Here is a 22,016-nt window from a genome sequence, read left to right on the forward strand (position 1 = left end):
TTCTGCGACATCTTGGCGTTTGGTCATACCGGACCCGGCACGTATGATCCTTGACATTTCTTCGCAGATTAGAAACCTATGTCCCTGATAGTTCTACTGCTTCTGCCTTTCATCGGCAGCTGTCTGGCGGCCCTTTTGCCGCACAACGCACGCAACAGTGAATCCATTCTCGCCGGCCTGATCGCCTTGATCGGCACGGTGCAAGTTGCATTGTGGTATCCACAGATCGCCCACGGCGGGGTCATCAGAGAAGAGTTTTTCTGGCTACCGAGCCTGGGCCTGAACTTCGTCCTGCGCCTGGACGGCTTTGCCTGGCTATTCTCGATACTGGTGCTGGGGATCGGCGCACTGGTGTCGCTGTATGCGCGCTATTACATGTCGCCGGACGACCCGGTGCCGCGTTTCTTTTCATTCTTTCTCGCGTTCATGGGCGCCATGCTCGGGCTGGTCATGTCCGGCAACCTCATTCAAATCGTGTTTTTCTGGGAGCTGACCAGCGTCTTCTCGTTCCTGCTGATCGGCTACTGGCACCACCGCGCCGACGCCCGGCGTGGCGCTTACATGGCGCTGATGGTGACCGGCGCCGGCGGCCTCGCGCTGCTGGTCGGGATGATGCTTCTCGGGCACGTCGTCGGCAGCTATGACCTGGATCGCGTGCTGGCTTCGGGCGATGCGATTCGCGCCCACGCGCTGTACCCCGTGCTGCTGACGCTGATTCTGATCGGCGCGCTCAGCAAGAGCGCGCAATTCCCTTTCCATTTCTGGCTGCCCCACGCCATGGCGGCGCCGACACCGGTGTCGGCGTATCTGCACTCGGCGACGATGGTCAAGGCCGGGGTGTTCCTGCTCGCGCGGCTGTGGCCTTCGTTGTCGGGGAGCGAACAGTGGTTCTGGATCGTCAGCGGCGCAGGGGCCTGCACGCTGGTGATCGGCGCTTACTCGGCCATGTTTCAAAACGACCTCAAGGGCCTGCTGGCCTATTCCACCATCAGTCACCTGGGGCTCATCACCCTGCTGCTGGGCCTGAACAGCCCGCTGGCCGCCGTTGCAGCGGTGTTTCACATCCTCAACCACGCCACGTTCAAAGCGTCGCTGTTCATGGCGGCCGGGATCATCGACCACGAAAGCGGCACTCGCGACATCCGCAAGCTCAGCGGGCTGATCAAGCTGATGCCGTACACCGCGACGCTGGCAATGGTCGCCAGCGCGTCAATGGCCGGGGTGCCACTGCTGAACGGCTTCCTGTCCAAGGAAATGTTTTTTGCGGAAACGGTGTTCATCACCTCGACCGACTGGGTCGAGATCGCCCTGCCGGTGATCGCCACCATCGCCGGGATCTTCAGCGTGGCCTATTCCCTGCGTTTCACCGTCGACGTGTTCTTCGGCCCGAAGGCCACGCGCCTGCCCCACACGCCCCACGAACCGCCGCGCTGGATGCGCCTGCCGGTGGAGTTGCTGGTGCTGGCCTGCCTGATCGTCGGTATTTTTCCCACGCACTCCGTCGGCCCATTGCTGGCCGCCGCGGCGCAGCCAGTGGTCGGTGGGGAGTTGCCCGAATACAGCCTGGCGATCTGGCATGGGTTGAACGCGCCGATGATCATGAGCCTGATCGCCATGGCCGCCGGCATCGTGCTGTACCTGCTGCTGCGCGGGCCGATCAAGCGCAAACAGGTCAATGGCCCGCCGCTGATCTGGCGCCTGAACGGCAAGCACATGTTCGAGCGCGTGCTGGTTCTGAAGATGAGAGGGGCGCGCCGACTGGTGGGGTTGTTGACGACACGTCGCCTGCAGGCGCAGCTGTTTCTGATGGTGCTGGCGGCGCTGGTCGCGGGTTTCGTGCCGATGTATGAGAGCGGGCTGAGCTGGGGCGATCGCCCGAAGATTCCGGGTTCCGGCGTATTTGTGATGCTTTGGCTGATCGCCATTGCCTGCGCCATTGGCGCCGCCTGGCAAGCCAAGTACCACCGACTGGCGGCCGTGACCATGGTCAGCGTCTGCGGGCTGATGACCTGTGTGACCTTCGTCTGGTTCTCCGCGCCGGACCTGGCGCTGACCCAACTGGCGGTGGAAGTCGTCACCACGGTGTTGATTCTGCTCGGCCTGCGCTGGCTGCCGCGACGCAACGAAAACGTGCCGCCCCCCTCCCAGGCACGACGCCGGGCCAAGGTGCGGCGGATCCGCGATTTCGTCCTCGCCGTGGCGGTGGGCGGGGGCATGGCGGCGTTGTCGTACGCGATGCTGACGCGGCCGACGCCTAACACCATTTCCGAGTTTTACCTGAGCCGTGCCCTGGCCCAGGGCGGAGGCACCAATGCCGTCAACGTCATGCTCGTGGACTTCCGTGGCTTCGACACCTTTGGCGAGATCACCGTGCTGGCCGTGGTGGCTTTGACGGTCTTCGCCCTGCTGCGCCGCTTCCGGCCGCCGAAAGAAAGCATCGCCCTGCCGGCACAACAGCGTTTGCTGGCCCGTGACGTGGTCACCGATCTGGTCAACCCGCGTCATGCCGCCGACACGGCACTGGGCTTCATGATGGTGCCGGCGGTGCTGGTGCGCCTGCTGTTGCCGGTGGCTTTTGTGGTGTCGATGTACCTGTTCATGCGCGGGCATAACCAGCCGGGTGGCGGTTTCGTCGCCGGGCTGGTGATGTCGGTGGCGTTCATCCTGCAATACATGGTCGCCGGCACCCAGTGGGTCGAGGCCAACATGAGCCTGCGGCCGTTGCGCTGGATGGGCACCGGTCTGTTCTTCGCGCTGGCCACGGGTCTGGGCTCGATGGCCCTCGGTTATCCGTTCATGACCACCCACACCGCCCACGTGGTCCTGCCGATGCTGGGTGACCTGCACATCGCCAGCGCGCTGTTTTTCGACATCGGCGTGTACGCGGTGGTGGTCGGCTCGACCTTGCTGATCCTCACGGCGCTGGCTCACCAGTCGGTGCGCAGCCATCGCCCGACCTCGCTGCCGCAGCCCATTGAGCCGGTCCCGGCCGACAGCCCGATTTCACAAGGAGCCATCTGATGGAAGAAGTCATCGCCATTGCCATTGGCGTGCTCGCCGCATCCGGCGTGTGGCTGATCCTGCGTCCACGGACCTTTCAGGTCGTCATGGGCCTGTGCCTGCTGTCCTATGGCGTCAATCTGTTCATCTTCAGCATGGGCAGCCTGTTCATCGGCAAGGAGCCGATCATCAAGGACGGCGTGCCCCAGGACCTGCTCAATTACACCGATCCCCTGCCCCAGGCGCTGGTGCTGACGGCCATCGTCATCAGTTTCGCCATGACTGCGCTGTTTCTGGTGGTGCTGCTGGCGTCGCGCGGCCTGACCGGCAACGACCATGTCGACGGTCGGGAGCTGGGTGAATGAGTGTGATGAATCAACTGATCGTCGCGCCGATCCTGCTGCCGGTGCTGACCGCTGCGCTGATGCTGTGGCTCGGCGAGAAACACCGCCCGCTGAAAGCGCGGATCAACCTCTTCTCCACCGGGCTCGGTCTGGCCATCGCCATCACGCTGATGATGTGGGTGCAGAAAACCGGGACCACCGGCTTCATTGGCGTGTACCTGCCGGGCAACTGGGAGGCGCCGTTCGGCATCGTGCTGGTGGTCGATCACCTGTCAGCCCTGATGCTGGTGCTGACCGGCATCGTCGCCTTCTGCGCCCTGCTCTTCGCCCTGGCGCGATGGGATCGCGCCGGCGCCAGTTTCCATGCCCTGTTTCAGATTCAGCTGATGGGGCTATATGGCGCGTTTCTCACCGCTGACCTGTTCAACCTGTTCGTGTTCTTCGAGGTTTTGCTGGCGGCGTCCTACGGCCTGATGCTGCACGGCTCGGGACGGGCGCGGGTATCGGCTGGCCTGCATTACATCACCATCAACCTGCTGGCCTCGTCGCTGTTTCTGATCGGCGCCGCGCTGATTTACGGGGTCACCGGCACACTGAATCTGGCGGACCTGGCGATAAAGATCCCTCAGGTGCCGGAGGGCGATCTGGGTTTGCTGCACGCGGGCGCGGCCATTCTGGCCGTCGCGTTTCTGGCCAAGGCCGGCATGTGGCCGCTGAATTTCTGGCTGGTGCCGGCCTATTCCGCCGCCAGCGCACCGGTGGCAGCGCTGTTCGCGATCATGACCAAGGTCGGTTTCTACACGCTGATGCGGTTGTGGACGCTGTTGTTCTCCGGCCAGGCCGGGGCATCGGCGTTCTTCGGCGGGGACTGGTTGATCTGGGGCGGCATGGCCACCGTGACCGTGGCGGCGATTTCCGTGGTTGCTGCCCAACGCCTGGAACGCATGGCCAGCCTGAGCATTCTGGTGTCGGCGGGGATTCTGCTCTCGGCGGTCGGTTTCGCGCAGCCGAGCCTGACCGCCGGCGCGCTGTTTTATCTGGTCAGCTCGACCCTGGCGCTCAGTGCGCTGTTCCTGCTGGCGGAGCTGATCGAGCGCTCGCGCTCGGCCAACGACATCGCCCTCGACGAAGACGCCGACCAGTTGCCCAAGGCGCTGGAGTCGTTGCACCCGGTACCGGGGACCAATCTGGATGACGAGCAGAAAGCCGTGGTCGGCCACGTCATCCCCTGGACCATGGCGTTTCTGGGCTTGAGTTTCATTGCCTGCGCGCTATTGATCATCGGCATGCCGCCGCTGTCGGGTTTCCTCGGCAAGCTAACGCTGATCAGCGCCCTGCTCAATCCGCTGGGCCTTGATGTGGCGAAGGACGAAGCCATTCGCGCTGACAGCTGGACGCTGGTGGCGCTACTGATTATTTCCGGGCTGACGTCGCTGTTTGCCTTCGTGCGTGTAGGCATCAAGCGCTTCTGGACGCCCCAGGAACACGCGGCACCGATGCTGCGGCTCAACGAATGCCTGCCGATCGCCTTGCTGGTGGGCTGCGCCATCGTGCTGACGTTCAAGGCTCAGGCGCTGCTTCATTACACCCAGGACACCGCCCAGGCGCTGCATGACCCGCAGCAATACGTGCTGTCGGTGATGGCGGCGCGGCCGATAGCGGGGCCCGCCTCAGTAGCGGCAGAGGTGCAGCCATGAAGCGTCTGTTTCCCGCGCCGCTGTTGTCGCTGTCGCTGTGGGGCTTGTGGCTGTTGCTCAACCTGTCGCTGAGCCCGGGCCATCTGCTGCTGGGCGCCCTGCTCGGTTTTTTTGCGCCGTACATTTTTGCGCCGTTGCGCCCTTCGCCCGCGCGGATCCGCAAACCCGGCGTCGCCGTTCGCTTGTTCCTGTTGGTGGGCCGTGATGTGGTGGTGTCCAATCTGGTCGTCGCCTGGGGCGTGCTGAGCGCGGGTCGGCGTCCGCCGCGCTCGGCGTTCGTCAAGGTCCCGCTGGACCTGCACGACGCCCACGGCCTGGCGGCGCTGGCGATGATTTGCACGGTGGTGCCGGGAACGGTCTGGTCTGAACTGGCGCTGGATCGCAGCGTGCTGCTGATGCATGTGTTCGATCTGGACGACGAAGCGGCCTTCATCGAGCACTTCAAAAGCACGTACGAACGGCCACTGATGGAGATTTTCCAATGAGCGCCCTGCTCACAAACGCGATTCTGTTTACGTTGTCGGTGTTCACCATCGCCATGGTCCTGACCTTGATTCGCCTGTTCAAAGGCCCGTCGGCCCAGGACCGGGTACTGGCGCTGGACTACCTGTACATCCTGGCGATGCTGACGATGTTGGTGCTGGGCATTCGTTACGCCAGTGACACCTACTTCGAGGCGGCGCTGCTGATCGCGCTGTTCGGCTTCGTCGGCTCCTTCGCGCTGGCCAAATTTCTGTTGCGCGGCGAGGTGATCGAATGAATTCGTTGCAGGTGTTGCCGTTCTGGGTCGAAGTCCTGACCGCCGTGCTGCTGGTGCTGAGCAGCCTGTTCGGCCTGATCGGCGCGCTGGGGCTGCTGCGCATGAAGGACTTTTTCCAGCGCATGCACCCGCCCGCGTTGGCCTCGACCCTCGGCGCGTGGTGCGTGGCGCTGGCATCGATCGTCTACTTCTCGGCGCTGAAGGAGGGTCCTGTGTTGCACGCGTGGCTGATCCCGATCCTGCTCGCAATCACCGTCCCGGTGACCACCTTGCTGCTGGCCCGCACCGGGCTGTTTCGCAAGCGCATGGCCGGTGACGACGTGCCAGCGGAAGTCAGCGACGGCAGACAGCAGGGGCATTGAGCCTGGGCGCTGGATTTTTTCCGGGCGCCGACGCCCCCGCCACCCTTCGGCTGGACGAGGGGGATGTGGGCGCGTTCCGTGTGCAGGTTTTTTGAAGCGCCGCTTTACTCGCTGGCTTTGAACGTCAGCTCGCCCTTGCGCCATTTGGCGGCCTTGGCGGTAGCGGCTTTAAGTACTTTGCTCAGGCCCGACTCGATCTGCTCGTGGGCAGCGAACACCATGAAGATGCTGTGGGACTCTTTGAAGACGATGCCGTGGCCTTCCGGCACTTCGACAAACGCATACTCGCCCAGACCGTAGATGGTCATCTTGATGTCGCGGAAGCGGATTTCGAACTTGCCGCCCTCGCGGCTGGGCAATACTGCGGCACGGAAGTGGTCACCCACTTTCAGTTCCAACCCGGGTTTGTCATCGACCACCAGTGCGGTTTCGGTGTCGATTTCCGACATGTAAATGCCTTCAGGGGATTGTTCGATCACGTAAACGAATCGCGCCTGGAAAAGCTTCACCAACTTCGCGCGCACGTCGCCGAGCACGAATAACGCGTGGGTATCCAGATGACCTACTGCCAATGTACAAACTCCCAACCTGATAGGAACTCGCCCGGACAGCGGACCGGGCGAGAAAGAAACGAGAAATGGTGCGCCCTGGAGCCGGACGCTGGCGTGAGCATGGATTCTACCGGCAGTCAGTCTATACGGGCTATATCCCTTTCGTCCGGGGTGATGTGATTTTTGCGGCCATGGAATGTTTCAGCGGGCCGGACCCTACACATCAAGACGCCATGCGACGTTTTAGTGGGACCGGCTTCAGCCGGGAAGAGGCCTGGTTGGGCAACATCAATTTCGCGGTGCGACACCTGACGCCTTCCCGGCTGAAGCCGGTCCCACATAAATACCTCGCGCCTGCACCGGCTAACTGACTTCACCGACGATCTGCTGCCTGACGCAGGCAATTGTAGGAGCGCGCTTGCCCGCGAAATCGGTTAATCAGGCGATACCTTTATCGCTGGTCTTACGCCTTCGCGGGCAAGCGCGCTCCTACAGAATGCGCGCCAGCCAGCATCATCTGTGTCTCCCGCCCTGCCCCATGCCGACCAAGACGCCCGCACTTGGTGGGACTGGCTTCAGCCGGGAAGAGGCCTGGTTGGGCAACATCAATTTCGCGGTGCGACACCTGACGCCTTCCCGGCTAAAGCCGGTCCCACGTAAAAACCTCGAGCCTGCCCTGGCTAACTGACTTCACTGACGATCTGCTGCCTGACGCGGGCAATTGTAGGAGCGCGCTTGCCCGCGAAAGCGTTATCACAGGCGCTGAAGATGTGTCGAATGTACCAACCTCTTCGCGGGCAAGCGCGCTCCTACAGAATGCGCGTCAGCCAGCAGCATCTGTGTTTCCCGCCCTGCCCCATGCCGACCAAGACGCCCGCCCCTGGTGGGACTGGCTTCAGCCGGGAAGAGGCCTGATTGAGCACCATCAATTTCGCGGTGCGACACCTGACGCCTTCCCGGCTAAAGCCGGTCCCACGTAAAAACCTCGCGCCTGCCCTGGCTAACTGACTTCACTGACGATCTGCTGCCTGACGCAGGCAATTGTAGGAGCGCGCTTGCCCGCGAAATCGGTGAATCAGGCGATACCTTTATCACTGGTCTTACGCCTTCGCGGGCAAGCGCGCTCCTACAGAATGCGCGCCAGCCAGCATCATCTGTGTCTCCCGCCCTGCCCCATGCCGAACAAGACGGCCGCCCCTGGTATGTCAGTGGCCCTTCAGGCAATCAGTTAGAACTCTTGCCTGCCCCGCGCACTCCGATGCAACAGAAGGTTACTCACTGACACGCCAATCCGGGTCCTTGACCCGTTCGGGAGAAAAAAATGGAAATCATGACGCCGTCGCTTGAGCTCTTGTTCGAACAAATGGGGCTGGAGTCCGATCAGGCCAGCATCGATGCATTCGTCGCTGCGCATCAATTGCCGGAAGGCGTGAAGGTGTCCGAAGCCGAGTTCTGGACAGACAATCAAGCGGCACTTCTCAAGGAAAAGATCCAGCTGGACGATGACTGGGCACCCATCGTCGATGAGCTGAACGTGTTGCTGCACACACCGACCTGACCCGTCGTACACGAAAAAAAATGGCGGCCTTTCCAGCCGCCATTTTTTTGCCTGATACGCCATCATCCCCACCCGCTCGTTTAATACAACCCGCTCAATGTGGATAACCGGGCTGGCCGACATTGGAAAACGTCTGCCGCCCGTTCCGCGCAGGCGCATGCACAAACAGACCATCCACCAGCGCGTCGCGCCGCGCATTGTTCCAGTGGGCCGAGCGATGAATGTAGCGCTGATACAACAAATTCAGCTCCGCGTCGTTCAACACCCCGCCCTCTCCTTTTGCATGACTGATCAGCTTGGCGGCGATGGGACGCAATTCCGGTGGCAGGGTGATCTCCGCTGAATCGCGGATCGGCAAAAACGGCACACCTTCGTCACTCGCCAGCGTGTGCATGACCCGCAGGTAAACGTGAGCCAGATGGTTGTAGACGCGGCGCTCCAGCGTCACCGTGGCGACCACCGTTTTGACCCCGCGCGAGCTGCTGGCGAACCGTTCGAAACATTCAACGCCCAGCGAGGCGCTGTCATCAGTGGGGTCGAGCAGACGCCCGGCGTCGAGGGTGGACAACTCGGCGTGGGCCTGCAGCCAGGCGTCCGTGGCGTCGTACGGCGTACCGACGCTGACCAGACTGCGGCGAGGCCGGAACAGCGACACCTTCTCCACTTCCTGGGGCTGATAGCCACCGCCGATGTCCGAATGGCTGCCGGGCAGGACGATTTCCCGGGGCCAGTCGGGCTTGACGCTGTTGAGCACAAAGTTACGCCGATGCTCATCGCCGGCCACCAGATGCAGCACCTGCTGCGCGCACCCGGGGGGCAGAAACAGATTGACCCGTTTATTGACCGCATCGCGAACACTGCCCAGATCGGAAATCCCGCCCACGGCAGCCACCGTGTCGAACAGCCCGATGACCTTCAACCGCACGCTGCCGCAGGCCCACGAGAAGCTGTCCGACAGCGGCAGTGTGCGGGGGTCGAGCACCGGGTCGAGCGCGCCACGGGATTTTTTCAGCACTTCGTTGGCCAGATGCCGGGCCGACGCCGCCCCCCGACTGAAACCGAACACGTCCAGCTCCAGCGCCCCGATGACGCAACCCGGGTTATCACTTTCGAACATCTGAAGTTCATCGGCGAGTTTTTTGATGCTCCGCGACACTTTCGCCACCACGCCGGTGGTGCCGCGACCAAAGCCCTGGCCCGACACGCGGGAATCACGCCCGCCAGAGGTAGTGCCAACGCCGCTGACATACACCGCGCCATACACATAAACGCCGTCTGCGTTAATGATTGCCTTGCGCTGTTGCTTATATAAACCGGCGAGCCTCGCGATATTGGTGAGGCTGTTGCTGTAACTGCTGGCGGGGTCACTGTGACGACCGCCACATTCTTTTGTATGCACGCCGTCGTAGACTTCCGCCATGGCCTGACAGTCGGCGCCAATCTGGCTATTAATGCGGTTGTTACCCGTCCCGTCGAAGAACACCCCGAGGCGAACGGTAACTGGCTGCGCGTCGGCACGGGAATCGGCCGGCGCCTGAGTCATGGTTTTTTTTGTCATTTGATTCATCCGTGAGTACTGACATGAGTCCCGAACAGGCATTTACATATTCGGACATATACTCACAGGATGATCGCAGTTAACGTTCCGTCAACCGATGGAACTGCACTTCAGACGGTTCCTACTTCAATATCGGACGATTAAATAATTAAAGTGCCTAGGTCGCACAACTAACGCTCCGCAAAGAGCTGCACGCTTCAAGTGGCAAGCCACAAGACACCCGATCACTGCTCACTGCTCTTCACTTGAAGCTTGAAGCTTGAAGCTTGCAGCTTGATCCTCAGCTTTTCTCCGGCCTATAGCCCAGACGCAGCCCGCCCCAATGCCGCCCCTTGACCATGACAGGCACGGAAAGATCGTGCATCAGTTCGCCGGTGTCGCGGGTGTAAGTCTGCAACAGCACCGGCTGCTGGTGACTGCCGCAGCGAATGCCGGTGCGGTCGTCGAACTTGCGCTTGGTGCGGTTGTTGACCGCGTCGACCGCCGTGTCGCCCGTCAACGGTCGGCTGAACACCTGATTGTGGGTCGGCACGTAACCTTGCTGGGTGCAGGCGATGGCGAACACCAGCCCCTCATGCCGGGTCAGCAGCGGTTCCTGAATGGCCGGCAGCGTTTGATCGGTGTAGCGGTCGAAGCGCGTCTGGTACTTGGCTGGCGAAGTGTTGGCGATGGGCTGATAGGTGCGGTCGAACAGATCGGTCAGGCTGACCCGCCCCTGATCAATGTCCTGCTCGAACTTCGCGGCGATCTGGCTGGCGCCTTCGCGCGCGAGGTCGTAAATGCGTTGGTGATAGTCATCAAGCCCCACCTGGGCGAGGCGTTCGCTGATGGTTTCAGCCTGTTCTTCCATCTGCAACGCCGACTGCGCCAGGCGCCGGGTCTGATCATCGCTGATCGCAAGGTCGCTGCGCATTTGCTCGACGGCCACGAACAGGCTGCTCAACTGCTCCTGATTGGTCTGGGCACCTCGTGCGATCTCGCCCACCTGCTGCTCTACCCCCACGGCCAGCTGAGCGATGTTCGCCAGTTGCTGCCCGGTGGATTCGACCTGAGCGACGCCGCCACTCAGGTCACCCGACAACTGCCGAATCTGCTCGACCACCTGACGGGTGCGCTGCTGAATATCAACGACCATCTCCCCCACCTCGCTGGTCGCCGTTGCGGTGCGCTTGGCCAGCCCGCGCACTTCATCGGCCACCACCGCAAAGCCACGGCCGTGTTCACCGGCGCGCGCGGCTTCGATGGCAGCGTTGAGGGCGAGCAGATTGGTCTGGCTGGCGATGGACTGGATCACCGCCGTGACCCGCTGAATGTCTTCGCTGCGCTGGCTGAGGGCTTCGATGAGTTCACGACTGCTGTCGGCCCTTTCACTCAGTTGGTGCATCAGGCCGATGGATTCATTAAGGACGCTGAGCCCGGCACCGCTGCTCTCCCGCGCCTGACTGGCGGCGGTCAGCGCTTGCTGGCTGAGGGTCGAGGTGGCGCGCTCGGTGGCGATCATCACGTCGGCGCTGCTGACGATCTGCTCGGCCGCGTTGACCTGAGACTGCAGCTTGCCCGCCAGTTGCCTGACCGAAAACGCCACGGCGGCGGCAGACAGCGCGTTGTGACTGGTGCTGCGCGACAGATCCCGGGTCAGACGCGTCATATCGTCTTCGCCCGCCTCTGCCAATTCGGCGGGCGTTCGACCCGAAAACAACCGCGGCACCCACATCAGCAACAGCGCGACCGGGAGACACACATAGACGGACACATTGCCCCAGGCCATCGCCGCGAACAGCAGGCACAGCCCAAGGCTTTGCAGTCCAGGGGTCAGCCAGCGCGAACCGTTAGCGACCTGCTGGTCGGCAGACCCGTGCGCGGGGTGGGAGGGTGTTGCTGCGTGACGACCTTTCGCATCCATGTCCGGGACCTGCCCTGCTTTCGTTATTGTGAAAGCATTAAACGCCCAAATAGCGGCCATGCGCCATGAGTCATTGGTGGTAGTCGGTCGGAATGTGCGGCGAAGGGGGCGTTAGAGGGGAAGAGCAAGGACGGTGCGCAGTGGAACGGCTCGACCACCCGTTGCGGGCGGTCGAACCCGAGGGATCACGCCTGACGCTGGTGGCGGTCGATCTGCTCGTGGCGTTCTTGAGCTTCGATGCAGTACTTGGTGGTCGGGCTGATCAGCAGGCGCTTGAGGCCAATCGGCTCGCCGCTGTCTTCGCACCAGCCAAAGGTGTCGTCAGTGATGCGGCTCAGCGCCATTTCCAGCTGCGGCAGCATGCGTTGGTCGCGGTCAATCACGTTCACCAGCCAGTGGCGCTCTTCTTCCACAGAAGCGGCGTCGGCAGGGTCAGCCGGGGTGTCCAGGCTTTCGATCGCGATACGGCTCTGCTCGATGCGCGCGTGGATTTCGACTTTCATGGCTTGCAACAGGTCGACGAAGAACGCGTGCTGCTCGGCGTTCATGTAGTCATCGGCCGGCATCGCCAGCAACTTATCCTTGGTCATTGATTTCTCTATAAAAAAACGTGCATTAAGGCGATCTCAAAGGTGCGCCTCAACCTGGCATTAAACGCGCCGTAGTCTCGAAGCGCCGCTTGGCACTCAATTTACGAGGGGCGGCAGTCTAAGGCCGGGTTCGGTACTCGGCAACATAATTGATCAGGATTCGTCCAACAAGGGCTTGAATACCCGGTGGCGTTGGGTCGCGCCGGGGTTACAAGGTCATTGGCAAACTGTAGGAGCGCGCTTGCCCGCGATAATAACGCCGCAGTGTATCCGAAACACGGCGTGATCGTTCTTCGCGGGCAAGCGCGCTCCTACAGTGATGTGTTCGGTCGCAGAGGGTGTCTGACCGGGCGCTGCGTGATCGGTTCAAACCGATGTAAACGCAAAAGGGCCTGCGAACAGGCCCTTCTTGATAGCACGTCTACGACTCAGCGCTTGAGCTTGCGCTTGTTGCGGTACTGATCGATGACCACGGCGACGACGATGATCAGGCCTTTGATGATGTCCTGCACGTAGGCATCGACGCCAACGAAGGTAAAGCCGCTGGCCATGACCCCGAGAATCAGCGCGCCGATGACCGTGCCGGTGATCCGCCCGACGCCACCGGCCAGGCTGGTGCCGCCGATCACGGCGGCCGCGATGGCGTCCAGTTCGTAGGAAACGCCCATACCGGCCTGGCCCGTGGCCGCCCGCGCCGAAGCCACCACCCCGGCCAGCCCGGCCAGCAGTCCGGCGATGCTGTAGACGATGATCAGATGACGCTTGACGTTGATCCCCGAGGTGCGCGCCGCCTGCATGTTTCCGCCGATGGCGTAGGTGTATTTGCCGTACTTGGTGTAACGCAGGGCGATGTGAAAGATCACCGCGACCACCAGAAAGATAACCACCGGCATAGCGCCCTGGCCGATCGCGGTGTAGGAATCATTCAGCATGCTCACTGGCTGACCGCCGGTGTAGTAGCGCGCCAGGCCACGGGCCGAGACCATCATGCCCAGCGTGGCGATGAACGGCGGGATGCCGGTGATGGCGATGATGCTGCCGTTGATCGCCCCGGCGAGCAGGCCCACCCCGAGCCCGGCAATGACCGGCGCCCACACCGGCAGATCGGTCAGCGACGGGAACACCGCGCGGGTATAGTCCGACGACTGCGCCAGGCTGGCGGCAATCATCGCCGACAACGCCAGCACCGAGCCTGACGACAAGTCGATGCCGGTGGTAATGATGACTTGCGTCACGCCGATGGCCAGCAGGCCGATGATCGACACCTGCAGAATCATCAGCACCAGCCGCTGGGAATTCATCAAAAAGCTCTGATCGCGGACGATCCAGCCGAACAGCTCGAAAATCAGGCCAATGCCAATCAGCACCAGAAAGATGCTCAGTTCGGTGGGCAGCCGGCGTTTGTGCTTGCGAGGCGCCAGCGCGGGTTTGTTTTCCAGGATCGCGTTCATCTTCATGTGTGCCTCTTGTTCTTTTTAGACCCGACTGGGGCATGGCGACTGGGGCGTGGCGCATGGCTCGAATCGAAGCTTCAATAGCCAGGGATTCAGTGGACAGGATTGCCGGACGCCAGGTGCATGACCCGTTCCTGGGTGGCCTCGGCGCGGTCGAGGGTGCCCATCATTTCGCCTTCGTGCATGACCATCACCCGGTCGCTCATGCCCAGCACTTCCGGCAGCTCGGACGAAATCATGATCACCGCCATGCCCTCGCTGGCGAGCAGGGAGATCAGCCGATAGATCTCGGCCTTGGCGCCAACGTCGATGCCCCGGGTAGGCTCATCGAGGATCAGCACTCGCGGGTTAGTCATCAGCCAGCGCGCCAGCAAAGCCTTCTGCTGATTACCGCCGGACAGCGTGTCGATGCACTGCTCCAGCGACGGCGTCTTTACCCGCAGCTTTTTGCACATGTCTTCGCACAGCACGCGCAGGGCTTTCTGGTGGACAAAACCGTTGCCGACGTAATGGGGCAGCACCGCCATCTCCATGTTCTCCAGCACCGACAGGCACGGGAACAAGCCGCTCAGCTTGCGATCCTCGGTGAGCAACGCAAAGCCCTTCTCTATGGCGAAGTGCGGGTCGCTGACGCGGATCGGCGTGCCGTCGAGGAGGATTTCCCCGCGCGTGCTCGGGGTGATGCCGAAGATCGTTTCAGCAACGTTGGTGCGTCCCGAACCCATCAGGCCGGCGATGCCCAGCACTTCGCCTGCGTGCAGGTCGAACGACACGCCTTCGAACACGCCGTCGAGCGCCAGGTCGCGCACCGACAGCAGCAACTTGCCGACTGGCTGATCGCGTTCGGGAAACAGCTGTGTCAGTTCACGGCCGACCATCATGGAGATCAGGCTGTCGCCGTTCATGCTGTCGGCGCGCTGCAAGCCGATGTAGGCGCCGTCGCGGAACACCGCCACTTCATCGGCGATGGCGAACACTTCGTTCATCTTGTGGGTGATGTAGATGATGCCCTTACCCTGTGCGCGCAGGTCGGCAATGATCGAAAACAGGTGGGCCACTTCCGTCTCGGTGATGGCGGAGGTCGGCTCGTCCATGATCAGTACGTCAGAATCGTAGGAAACGGCCTTGGCGATCTCGACCATCTGCCGTTCGGCGATGCTCAGGTTGCCGACCATTTCTTCCGGATCAAGGTTGATGCGCAGGCGTTCGAGCAATTGCGCCGTGCAGCGGTGCATAGCGCGGTGGTCGACCATGTGCAGGCCGTTGAGCTGCTCGCGGCCGATCCAGATGTTCTCGGCGATGCTCATGTGCGGCATCAGGTTGAGCTCCTGATGGATCATGGCAATGCCTGATTGCAGCGCCGCCAGCGGCGACTGAAACACCACCGGCTTGCCGCGCAGGCGGATTTCGCCGGTGTCGGGCTGGTAGATGCCGGCGATGATTTTCATCAGCGTGGACTTCCCCGCGCCGTTCTCGCCCATCAGCGCCAGCACGCTGCCGGGCCGCACGCGCAGTTGCACGTTGTCCAGGGCCACCACCCCGGGAAAGCCCTTGCTGATGTTGGTGATTTCCAGCAGATAAGGGTGCTCGGCGTCGCTCGCCGTCCCGGAGACGGTAGGGTGGGTTGAAGCCGAAGCAGTTGCGGAAGCGAACATGGTCACAGGCTCCTCGGGTGACAGGGGCGGCAGAGGCGCGACGGCACTCTGCCGGCTGTCAGTGAGCGGTTATTTGAAGGTGTTGACGTTGTCCGGCGTGATCAGCTTGAAGGGAATCACGATGGCCTGTTCGGGCAGCGTTTCCTTCTTCGCCAGTTTCACGGCCGCATCGATTGCGCCCTCGCCCTGCCCTTTAGCGTCCTGAAACACCGAGACCGAGAGGTCGCCTTTCTTGACCGCACTCAGGCCGTCGGGCGTGCCGTCGACACCGGCCACAAACACCTCACCTTTCTTGCCCGCCTGCTTCAGGGCCATGGCGGCGCCGATGGCCATTTCGTCGTTGTTGGAGATGACCGCTTTGAAGTCGCCGCCCTGGGTCAGCCAGTCATTGGTGACGTCCATGCCGCGCTGACGCTGCCAGGCGCCGGTCTGCTCCTGGGTGACTTTGATGTCGGGGTATTTTTTCAGGACTTCTTTCACGCCCGCCGTGCGGTCGCGGGTCGAGTTGTTGGCCAGCTCGCCGAGCAGGATGACGACGTTGCCTTTGCCGTCCATTTTCTTGGCCAGGTATTCCATCTGCATGCGCCCGGCCTCTTTGTCGTCCGAGGTCACGGAGGCGACGCCTGCGGGCAGCTTGGGATCATCCGGGCGGCGGTTGACGTAGACCAGCGGGATGCCGGCGGCCGTGGCCATCTTGGTGATGCGGTTGGTCGCTTCGGTGTCGACCGGGTTGACGATAAGCGCATCGACTTTCTTGCCAATCAGTTCCTGCACCTGATCGAGCTGTTTGTTCACGTCATTTCGGCCGTCGACGAACTGCAGATCGACGCCGCCCATGGCCTTGACCTTCTTGTCCATGTCCTCGCGCATGTAGGTCAGGTAAGTGTCATCGAACTGCGACATGGACACGCCGATCTTCAGGTCGGCGGCCAGGGTGGCGCCGCTGCTCAACATCAGGGCCAGGGCAAGTGAGGTGAAACGGAGCTGGGTATTCATGAACGGTCTTTCTCCAGATTCTTGTTGTTGTAATGACGGGGATGACGACTGCTGGAGTTGCTGACACTTAGCGCGAGGCAGCTGGCGCCATGTCTGAAAGGTGCGCGACCGAACCGCCCGATGCCCCACACACCACAACGCCGCGGCTTTCGACGCAGAGCACGTGGGCGATGGTTTCGAGGGCGGATTCGAAGGTGGGGGCAGCGTTGATCAATCTGCGGGCTACAGTGTGGAAAAGCGCGTGGGAAACAGCTCGGGGAATGGCGGGAAGCGCGAGTAAGAAGGGACGGCAAGCCTTGGCGGCTGATCTGAAGATGTTCATCGGCGGTACCTGTCTGCGATTGGCTTTCTTGTTTTTGTGTCGCTCGTTCAGCCTGCTGCCGGGAGACCCGACCTCAGGCGCTGACGGCGATCGTCGGCAACCTGGAAATGACTCTATTGGAAAATAATTTCTACTTCAACAGCTTTTAGAATTAATTTCTATTTTGATGTTTTGTTACCTGAACTCAGTCATTGGGGGGGTGCACGATGCCCTGTAGGAGCCGGCTTGCTGGCGAACACGGTGTGTCATTCACTCCCCCGGTTACAGGCCCATCGTGGGTTCGCCAGCAAGCCGGCTCCTACGGATTGGGGGTGTCATCTCCATTTCTGGTGCAGACCCACCGCGTTCGCCATCAAGGCGGCTCCTACGGATCGGGGTTTGTGAGCCAGTTTGATCTTCATCGTGGGCGTCTGCTAAATCGCTACCACCCTGCCCTCCATCGCGCTGATCCTCGCGGCATCCAGCACGCGGGCCGAGGCGACCGCATCGTTTGCATCGACAGGATTGCGCCCCTGATTCATCACCGCCTCCTGCCACTGCCGGTAAAACTCGGTCCAGCAGCCGCGCTCTGACGGGACCCGCTCGCGGTGCTCGCCCTGCTCAAACCAGCCCCAGCGTCGATGTTCTTCCACGCCCCAGCGTTCGCCTTCGGATCTGGGAGACAACCCCGCCAGAGCGGCAGCTTCCTGACCGTCGAGGCCCTCCACGGTATAGCAGCCCTGTGAACCATTGACCCGAAATCGCGGGCCCTGGACGTTTTGCAGGCAGTTGCCCCAGAGGTGCGAAACCACGCCGGTGGCATGGGTCAGTGAAATAAAGAATCCATGATCGACTTTTTGCTCCGGCGTCGCGAACTCAAGCTCGGCGTAAACCCGCTTCACCGGCCCGAACAGCAACAGCGCCTGGTCCACCAGATGGCTGCCGAGATCGCGCAGAATGCCGCCGCCGCTCTCCTTGCCTACGGAGGAAGGCGAATAGCGCTCGACCCGGGACTCGAAGCGGCTGATGTCGCCTAAAACACCCTGATCGATCAGCTTGCGCACGGTGAGAAAATCCGAGTCCCAGCGGCGATTCTGGTACACGCCCAATAGCACGCCTCGGCGTTCGGCGGCGTCCACCAGTTCCTGTGCTGCCTGGGCATCCGGGGCGAACGGCTTGTCGCTGACCACGGGGACGCCGAGCGCGATGGCGTCGAGAATCAAGGCACGCCGGGAGGCCAGTGGCGTGGAGATCACCACCGCATCGACACCGGCGGCGACCAGATCGGCCAGGCTGTCGAAGGCCGGGACTTTGGGGTAATCGTTGCGCAGGTCCTGGCGGCGTTCCGGCGAACGGGTGACCACGCCGGCAAAGGTTACGCCGGGCAGGCTGGCAATCAGCGGCGCGTGGAAATAGCGCCCGCCCTTGCCGTAGCCGATGAGTCCGATTTTCATGTGTAATCTCCTTTCCCTGTAGGAGCGTGGCTTGTCCCGCGATCGGCGACGCAGTCGTCGTCAATTCAACCAATGCGCTGTATCAGACACACCGCATTGGCTGAATGTGCTGCCGGTTCCCGGCAGATCGCGGGACAAGCCACGCTCCTACATGGACTGTGTTCAATATTTACGGGCCTTGGCCAACGCCGCTGTTTGCCGCTCATACGCCTCGGCCGTTGTGCCCGTGGTCGACACCTGCGCCACGCCCACGCGCCACCACGACAGGTAACCGTGGATCATGGTTTTCGGCAGCACCTTGATGTCGATCAGCGTCGAAACAGTCTGCGTGCGCGCATCGGCCAGGGCTGCTTCCAGCTCCCGGGCGTTGCTGACCTTGTAGGTCTTGCAGCCATAGGCCGCGGCACTCATCGCAAAATCCACCGGCACGAAGTCGCCATCCAGCTGACCGGTCTCGGGATTGCGATACCTGAACTCGGTGCCGAAACTGCCCATGCCGTTGCCCATCTGCAAATTGTTGATGCAACCGAAGGCCATGTTGTCCAGCAGCACCACATTGATCTTGCGCCGCTCCTGAATCGAGGTGGCCAGCTCCGAGTGCAGCATCAAGTAGGAACCGTCGCCCACCAGCGCGTAGACCTCACGCTCCGGCGCCGCCATTTTCACGCCCAACGCGGCGTTCACCTCATAGCCCATGCACGAATAGCCGTACTCGACGTGATAACTGTCGACACTGGTGCTGCGCCACGCCCGCTGCAAATCCCCGGGCAGGCTGCCGGCCGCCGCGACGATGACCGCGTCCGCCGGCAATTGCTGATTGAGCACGCCCAGCACCCGGCTCTGGGTCAGGCACGACCCGGTCATCTCGATGAAATCGCGCAGCACCTGAGGGTCAAGATGGCCACTGACTTCCGGCTCGAAATCCTCGGTCTGGTATTCCACGGCGTACAGCCGGTCCACTTCCGCGTCCAGCGCGGCCCTCGCTTCGCGCGGTTGATCGCCCCATTGCGCGCGGTAGTCGCCCAACTGATCCGCCAGGGACTGCAATGCCAGTCGCGCATCGGCCAGCACCTGCACGCCGTCGAGTTTCTGCACATCGAATGCGCCGACGTTGAGGTTGAGGAACTGCACGTCGGGGTTTTGAAAGAGGGACTTCGAGCCGGTGGTGAAGTCGCTGTAACGGGTGCCGACGCCGATGATCAGGTCAGCTTCCCGCGCCAGGGTATTCGCCGCCAGGGTGCCGGTTTCACCGATGCCGCCCATGTTCAGCGGATGCGCGGAGACGATGGCGCTCTTGCCCGCCTGGGTTTCGCTGAACGGGATGCCGAAGCGCTCGGCGAACGCCTGCAACTCGGCAGCCGCTCCGGAATAGCGGACGCCGCCACCACAGATCAGCAGCGGCTTGCGTTTGCCTTTGAGCAGCGCCACGGCGTCGTTGAGCATGGCTTCGGTGGGCGGACGGCGGTCGATGCGGTGCACGCGTTTTTGCAGGAAGGAATCGGGGTAGTCGTAGGCTTCAGCCTGCACGTCCTGGGGCAGCGCCACGGTAACGGCGCCGGTTTCGGCAGGGTCGGTGAGCACGCGCATGGCGTTGAGAGCCGCGCTCATCAGTTGCTCGGGGCGGTTGATGCGGTCCCAGTATTTGCTGACGGCCTTGAAGGCGTCGTTGGTGCTGATGCTGAGGTCGTGGAATTGTTCGATCTGCTGCAGCACCGGATCGGGCTGGCGACTGGCGTAGACATCGCCGGGCAGCAACAGCAGCGGAATGCGGTTGGCCGATGCGGTGGCCGCAGCGGTGATCATGTTGGCGGCGCCGGGGCCGACCGATGAGCTGCAGGCGTAGACCTTGCGCCGCAGGTGCTGCTTGGCGAAGCCCATGGCGGCATGGCACATGCCTTGTTCGTTGCGGCCTTGATGGACAATGAGCTCGCCGCTGTCCTGCTCCAGCGCCTGGCCCAGGCCCAGCACGTTGCCGTGACCGAAAATGGTGAATACCCCGGCGACGAACTTGCTCTGCACGCCGTCGACTTCGACGTACTGGTTATCGAGAAACTTCACCAGGGCCTGGGCCATGGTCAATCGAGTCGTGGTCATGCTTGCACCTTGTTGTTATTAGAGGTGATGAAGCCCCGCTGTGCTGACTCCGCTGTCAGCGGGCTCGTTACGCGATCTGTGGGAGCCGGCTTGCTGGCGAATGCGGTGGGTCAGTCAACCTATCTGGCACTGATCAACCGCGTTCGCCAGCAAGCCGGCTCCTACGGAGCGAACCCTCGCCAGCGCGTCCGTACAGGCGCAAACGAACATCGGCGTTCGACGTTTGTTACTTCGCCGTCGGCATGCTGAATTCCGCGCCCTTGGCGATGCTGTCCGGCCAGCGCTGCATGACGCTTTTGTAGCGGCTGTAAAAGCGCAGGCCTTCTTCGCCGTAGGCATGATGATCGCCGAACAGCGAGCGCTTCCAGCCACCGAACGAATGCCAGGCCATCGGCACCGGGATCGGCACGTTGATGCCCACCATGCCGACCTTGATGTTGCGCGCAAACGCCCGGGCGATGCCGCCGTCGCTGGTGAAGCACGACACGCCATTGCCGAATTCGTGGGCATTGATCAGCTCCACCGCCGAGGCGAAATCAGGCACGTGGACGATGCCCAGCACCGGCCCGAAGATCTCTTCCTTATAAATAGTCATTTCCGGCGTCACGTCATCGAACAGCGTGGCGCCGACGAAGAAGCCCTGTTCCGCGCCCGGCACCGTGAAGTTGCGCCCGTCGACGATCAGCTTCGCGCCTTCCTGCACACCCTGGGCGATATACCCCTCGACCTTGGCCTTGTGCACCGCCGTCACCAGCGGGCCCATGTCCGAATCGGCGTTCATGCCGTTGCCGACCTTGAGCGCATCGATGCGCGGCAGCAGTTTGTCGATGAGCTTCTGCCCCACGTCTCCCACCACCACGGCGATGGAAATCGCCATGCAGCGTTCGCCCGCCGAACCGTAGGCCGCACCGATCAATGCGTCAGCGGCCTGATCCAGATCGGCATCGGGCATGACGATCATGTGATTCTTCGCACCGCCGAGTGCCTGCACGCGTTTGCCGTGGGCAGTGCCCTGTTGGTGAATGTATTCGGCGATGGGCGTGGAGCCGACAAACGAAATCGCCTCGATGCCCTTGTGCTGCAACAACGCATCCACGGCCACCTTGTCGCCCTGCACCACGTTGAACACGCCATCCGGCAGGCCCGCCTGTTTCAACAGCTGCGCCATCAGCAGGCTCGCCGACGGGTCGCGCTCGGACGGTTTGAGGATGAAGCAGTTGCCGGTAACCAGCGCCATGGGAATCATCCACAGCGGCACCATCACCGGAAAGTTGAACGGTGTGACGCCGGCGCAAACGCCCAGTGGCTGACGCAGGTTCCAGTTGTCGATGCCGCCACCGATGTTGTCGCTGTAGTCGCTCTTCAGCAGGCTCGGCGCGCCACAGGCAAACTCGACGATCTCAATGCCACGGACCACTTCGCCCTTGGCATCGGAAAACACCTTGCCGTGCTCGCGGCAGATGATGGCCGCCAGCTCGTCATGGTGCTGGTCGAGCAACTCCTTGAACTTGAACATGACCCGCGCACGCCGCAGGGAGGACTGATCCGCCCAGGCGGGAAACGCCGCCTGGGCAGCGGCAACGGCTTCGTCAACGGTCTTCAGTTCCGCCAGCGCCACCCGGGCCTGCACAGCGCCGGTGGCCGGATTGAACACATCGCTGAAACGCTCGGCGCTGTCGTGAATCTGGCCGTTGATGTAGTGGCCGATGATCGGGGCGTTGCTCATTTCAGGGCTCCTT

17 protein-coding genes are annotated in these 22,016 nt (G+C 62.2%); 7 read left to right on the forward strand and 10 right to left on the reverse strand.

Going from position 1 to position 22,016, the window contains the following annotated elements; all coding sequences use genetic code 11:
* The first annotated feature begins 78 nt into the window (after positions 1–78).
* The 6 genes from OKW98_RS21490 to OKW98_RS21515 are packed head-to-tail and all read left to right on the forward strand — an operon-like array spanning position 79 to position 6,163.
* The gene (locus tag OKW98_RS21490; protein WP_265386565.1) at positions 79–3,021 is read left to right on the forward strand and encodes a monovalent cation/H+ antiporter subunit A; all 2,943 of its coding nucleotides are present in this window, start codon (positions 79–81) and stop codon (positions 3,019–3,021) included.
* Positions 3,021–3,365: a Na+/H+ antiporter subunit C gene (locus OKW98_RS21495; protein WP_065986226.1), complete on the forward strand. Its 345-nt coding sequence runs from the start codon at positions 3,021–3,023 to the stop codon at positions 3,363–3,365. The genes OKW98_RS21490 and OKW98_RS21495 overlap by 1 nt, the downstream gene beginning before the upstream one ends.
* Positions 3,362–5,041, forward strand: coding sequence for a monovalent cation/H+ antiporter subunit D (locus tag OKW98_RS21500; RefSeq protein ID WP_265386566.1), 1,680 nt, complete (start codon positions 3,362–3,364; stop codon positions 5,039–5,041). The genes OKW98_RS21495 and OKW98_RS21500 overlap by 4 nt, the downstream gene beginning before the upstream one ends.
* Positions 5,038–5,526 carry a Na+/H+ antiporter subunit E gene (locus tag OKW98_RS21505; protein ID WP_265386567.1) on the forward strand — a complete coding sequence of 163 codons (489 nt, stop codon included), beginning with the start codon at positions 5,038–5,040 and terminating at the stop codon, positions 5,524–5,526. The genes OKW98_RS21500 and OKW98_RS21505 overlap by 4 nt, the downstream gene beginning before the upstream one ends.
* Positions 5,523–5,801 carry a K+/H+ antiporter subunit F gene (locus tag OKW98_RS21510; protein ID WP_265386568.1) on the forward strand — a complete coding sequence of 93 codons (279 nt, stop codon included), beginning with the start codon at positions 5,523–5,525 and terminating at the stop codon, positions 5,799–5,801. Before OKW98_RS21505 ends, OKW98_RS21510 begins: the two co-directional genes overlap by 4 nt.
* Positions 5,798–6,163, forward strand: coding sequence for a Na+/H+ antiporter subunit G (locus tag OKW98_RS21515; RefSeq protein WP_265386569.1), 366 nt, complete (start codon positions 5,798–5,800; stop codon positions 6,161–6,163). The genes OKW98_RS21510 and OKW98_RS21515 overlap by 4 nt, the downstream gene beginning before the upstream one ends.
* A 104-nt stretch (positions 6,164–6,267) precedes the next feature.
* On the opposite strand, the gene OKW98_RS21520 is transcribed toward OKW98_RS21515, so the two are convergent.
* The gene (locus OKW98_RS21520; protein WP_265386570.1) at positions 6,268–6,735 is read right to left on the reverse strand and encodes a hypothetical protein; all 468 of its coding nucleotides are present in this window, start codon (positions 6,733–6,735) and stop codon (positions 6,268–6,270) included.
* A gap of 1,300 nt (positions 6,736–8,035) precedes the next feature.
* Here OKW98_RS21520 and OKW98_RS21525 point away from each other — a divergent pair.
* On the forward strand, positions 8,036–8,272 hold the full coding sequence (locus tag OKW98_RS21525) for a DUF2789 family protein (RefSeq protein WP_265386571.1): 237 nt from the start codon (positions 8,036–8,038) through the stop codon (positions 8,270–8,272).
* Positions 8,273–8,366: 94 nt separating this feature from the next.
* On the opposite strand, the gene OKW98_RS21530 is transcribed toward OKW98_RS21525, so the two are convergent.
* The 9 genes from OKW98_RS21530 to OKW98_RS21570 form a co-directional block, all read right to left on the reverse strand.
* Positions 8,367–9,830 (reverse strand): T6SS phospholipase effector Tle1-like catalytic domain-containing protein, encoded by a 1,464-nt coding sequence (locus OKW98_RS21530; protein WP_265386572.1) that lies wholly within the window; start codon positions 9,828–9,830, stop codon positions 8,367–8,369.
* A gap of 280 nt (positions 9,831–10,110) precedes the next feature.
* Positions 10,111–11,793 (reverse strand): methyl-accepting chemotaxis protein, encoded by a 1,683-nt coding sequence (locus tag OKW98_RS21535; protein ID WP_416147512.1) that lies wholly within the window; start codon positions 11,791–11,793, stop codon positions 10,111–10,113.
* Positions 11,794–11,918: 125 nt separating this feature from the next.
* Complete coding sequence (locus OKW98_RS21540) at positions 11,919–12,323, reverse strand: TraR/DksA family transcriptional regulator (RefSeq protein ID WP_265386574.1); 405 nt, start codon at positions 12,321–12,323, stop codon at positions 11,919–11,921.
* 428 nt (positions 12,324–12,751) lie between these two features.
* Positions 12,752–13,774 (reverse strand): ABC transporter permease, encoded by a 1,023-nt coding sequence (locus OKW98_RS21545; protein ID WP_265389804.1) that lies wholly within the window; start codon positions 13,772–13,774, stop codon positions 12,752–12,754.
* A gap of 95 nt (positions 13,775–13,869) precedes the next feature.
* Positions 13,870–15,432 carry a sugar ABC transporter ATP-binding protein gene (locus OKW98_RS21550; protein ID WP_265386575.1) on the reverse strand — a complete coding sequence of 521 codons (1,563 nt, stop codon included), beginning with the start codon at positions 15,430–15,432 and terminating at the stop codon, positions 13,870–13,872.
* A gap of 69 nt (positions 15,433–15,501) precedes the next feature.
* Complete coding sequence (locus tag OKW98_RS21555; protein WP_265386576.1) at positions 15,502–16,428, reverse strand: sugar ABC transporter substrate-binding protein; 927 nt, start codon at positions 16,426–16,428, stop codon at positions 15,502–15,504.
* 735 nt (positions 16,429–17,163) lie between these two features.
* Complete coding sequence (locus OKW98_RS21560) at positions 17,164–18,183, reverse strand: Gfo/Idh/MocA family protein (RefSeq protein ID WP_265386577.1); 1,020 nt, start codon at positions 18,181–18,183, stop codon at positions 17,164–17,166.
* Positions 18,184–18,345: 162 nt separating this feature from the next.
* Positions 18,346–20,277 (reverse strand): 3D-(3,5/4)-trihydroxycyclohexane-1,2-dione acylhydrolase (decyclizing), encoded by a 1,932-nt coding sequence (gene iolD, locus OKW98_RS21565; RefSeq protein ID WP_265386578.1) that lies wholly within the window; start codon positions 20,275–20,277, stop codon positions 18,346–18,348.
* A 226-nt stretch (positions 20,278–20,503) separates the two neighbouring features.
* Positions 20,504–22,003, reverse strand: a complete 1,500-nt coding sequence (locus OKW98_RS21570; RefSeq protein ID WP_265386579.1) for a CoA-acylating methylmalonate-semialdehyde dehydrogenase — start codon at positions 22,001–22,003, stop codon at positions 20,504–20,506.
* Positions 22,004–22,016: the final 13 nt, after the last annotated feature.

Origin of the sequence: Pseudomonas sp. KU26590 (assembly GCF_026153515.1) — a bacterium.
In the GTDB taxonomy this organism is placed as follows: Bacteria; Pseudomonadota; Gammaproteobacteria; order Pseudomonadales; family Pseudomonadaceae; genus Aquipseudomonas.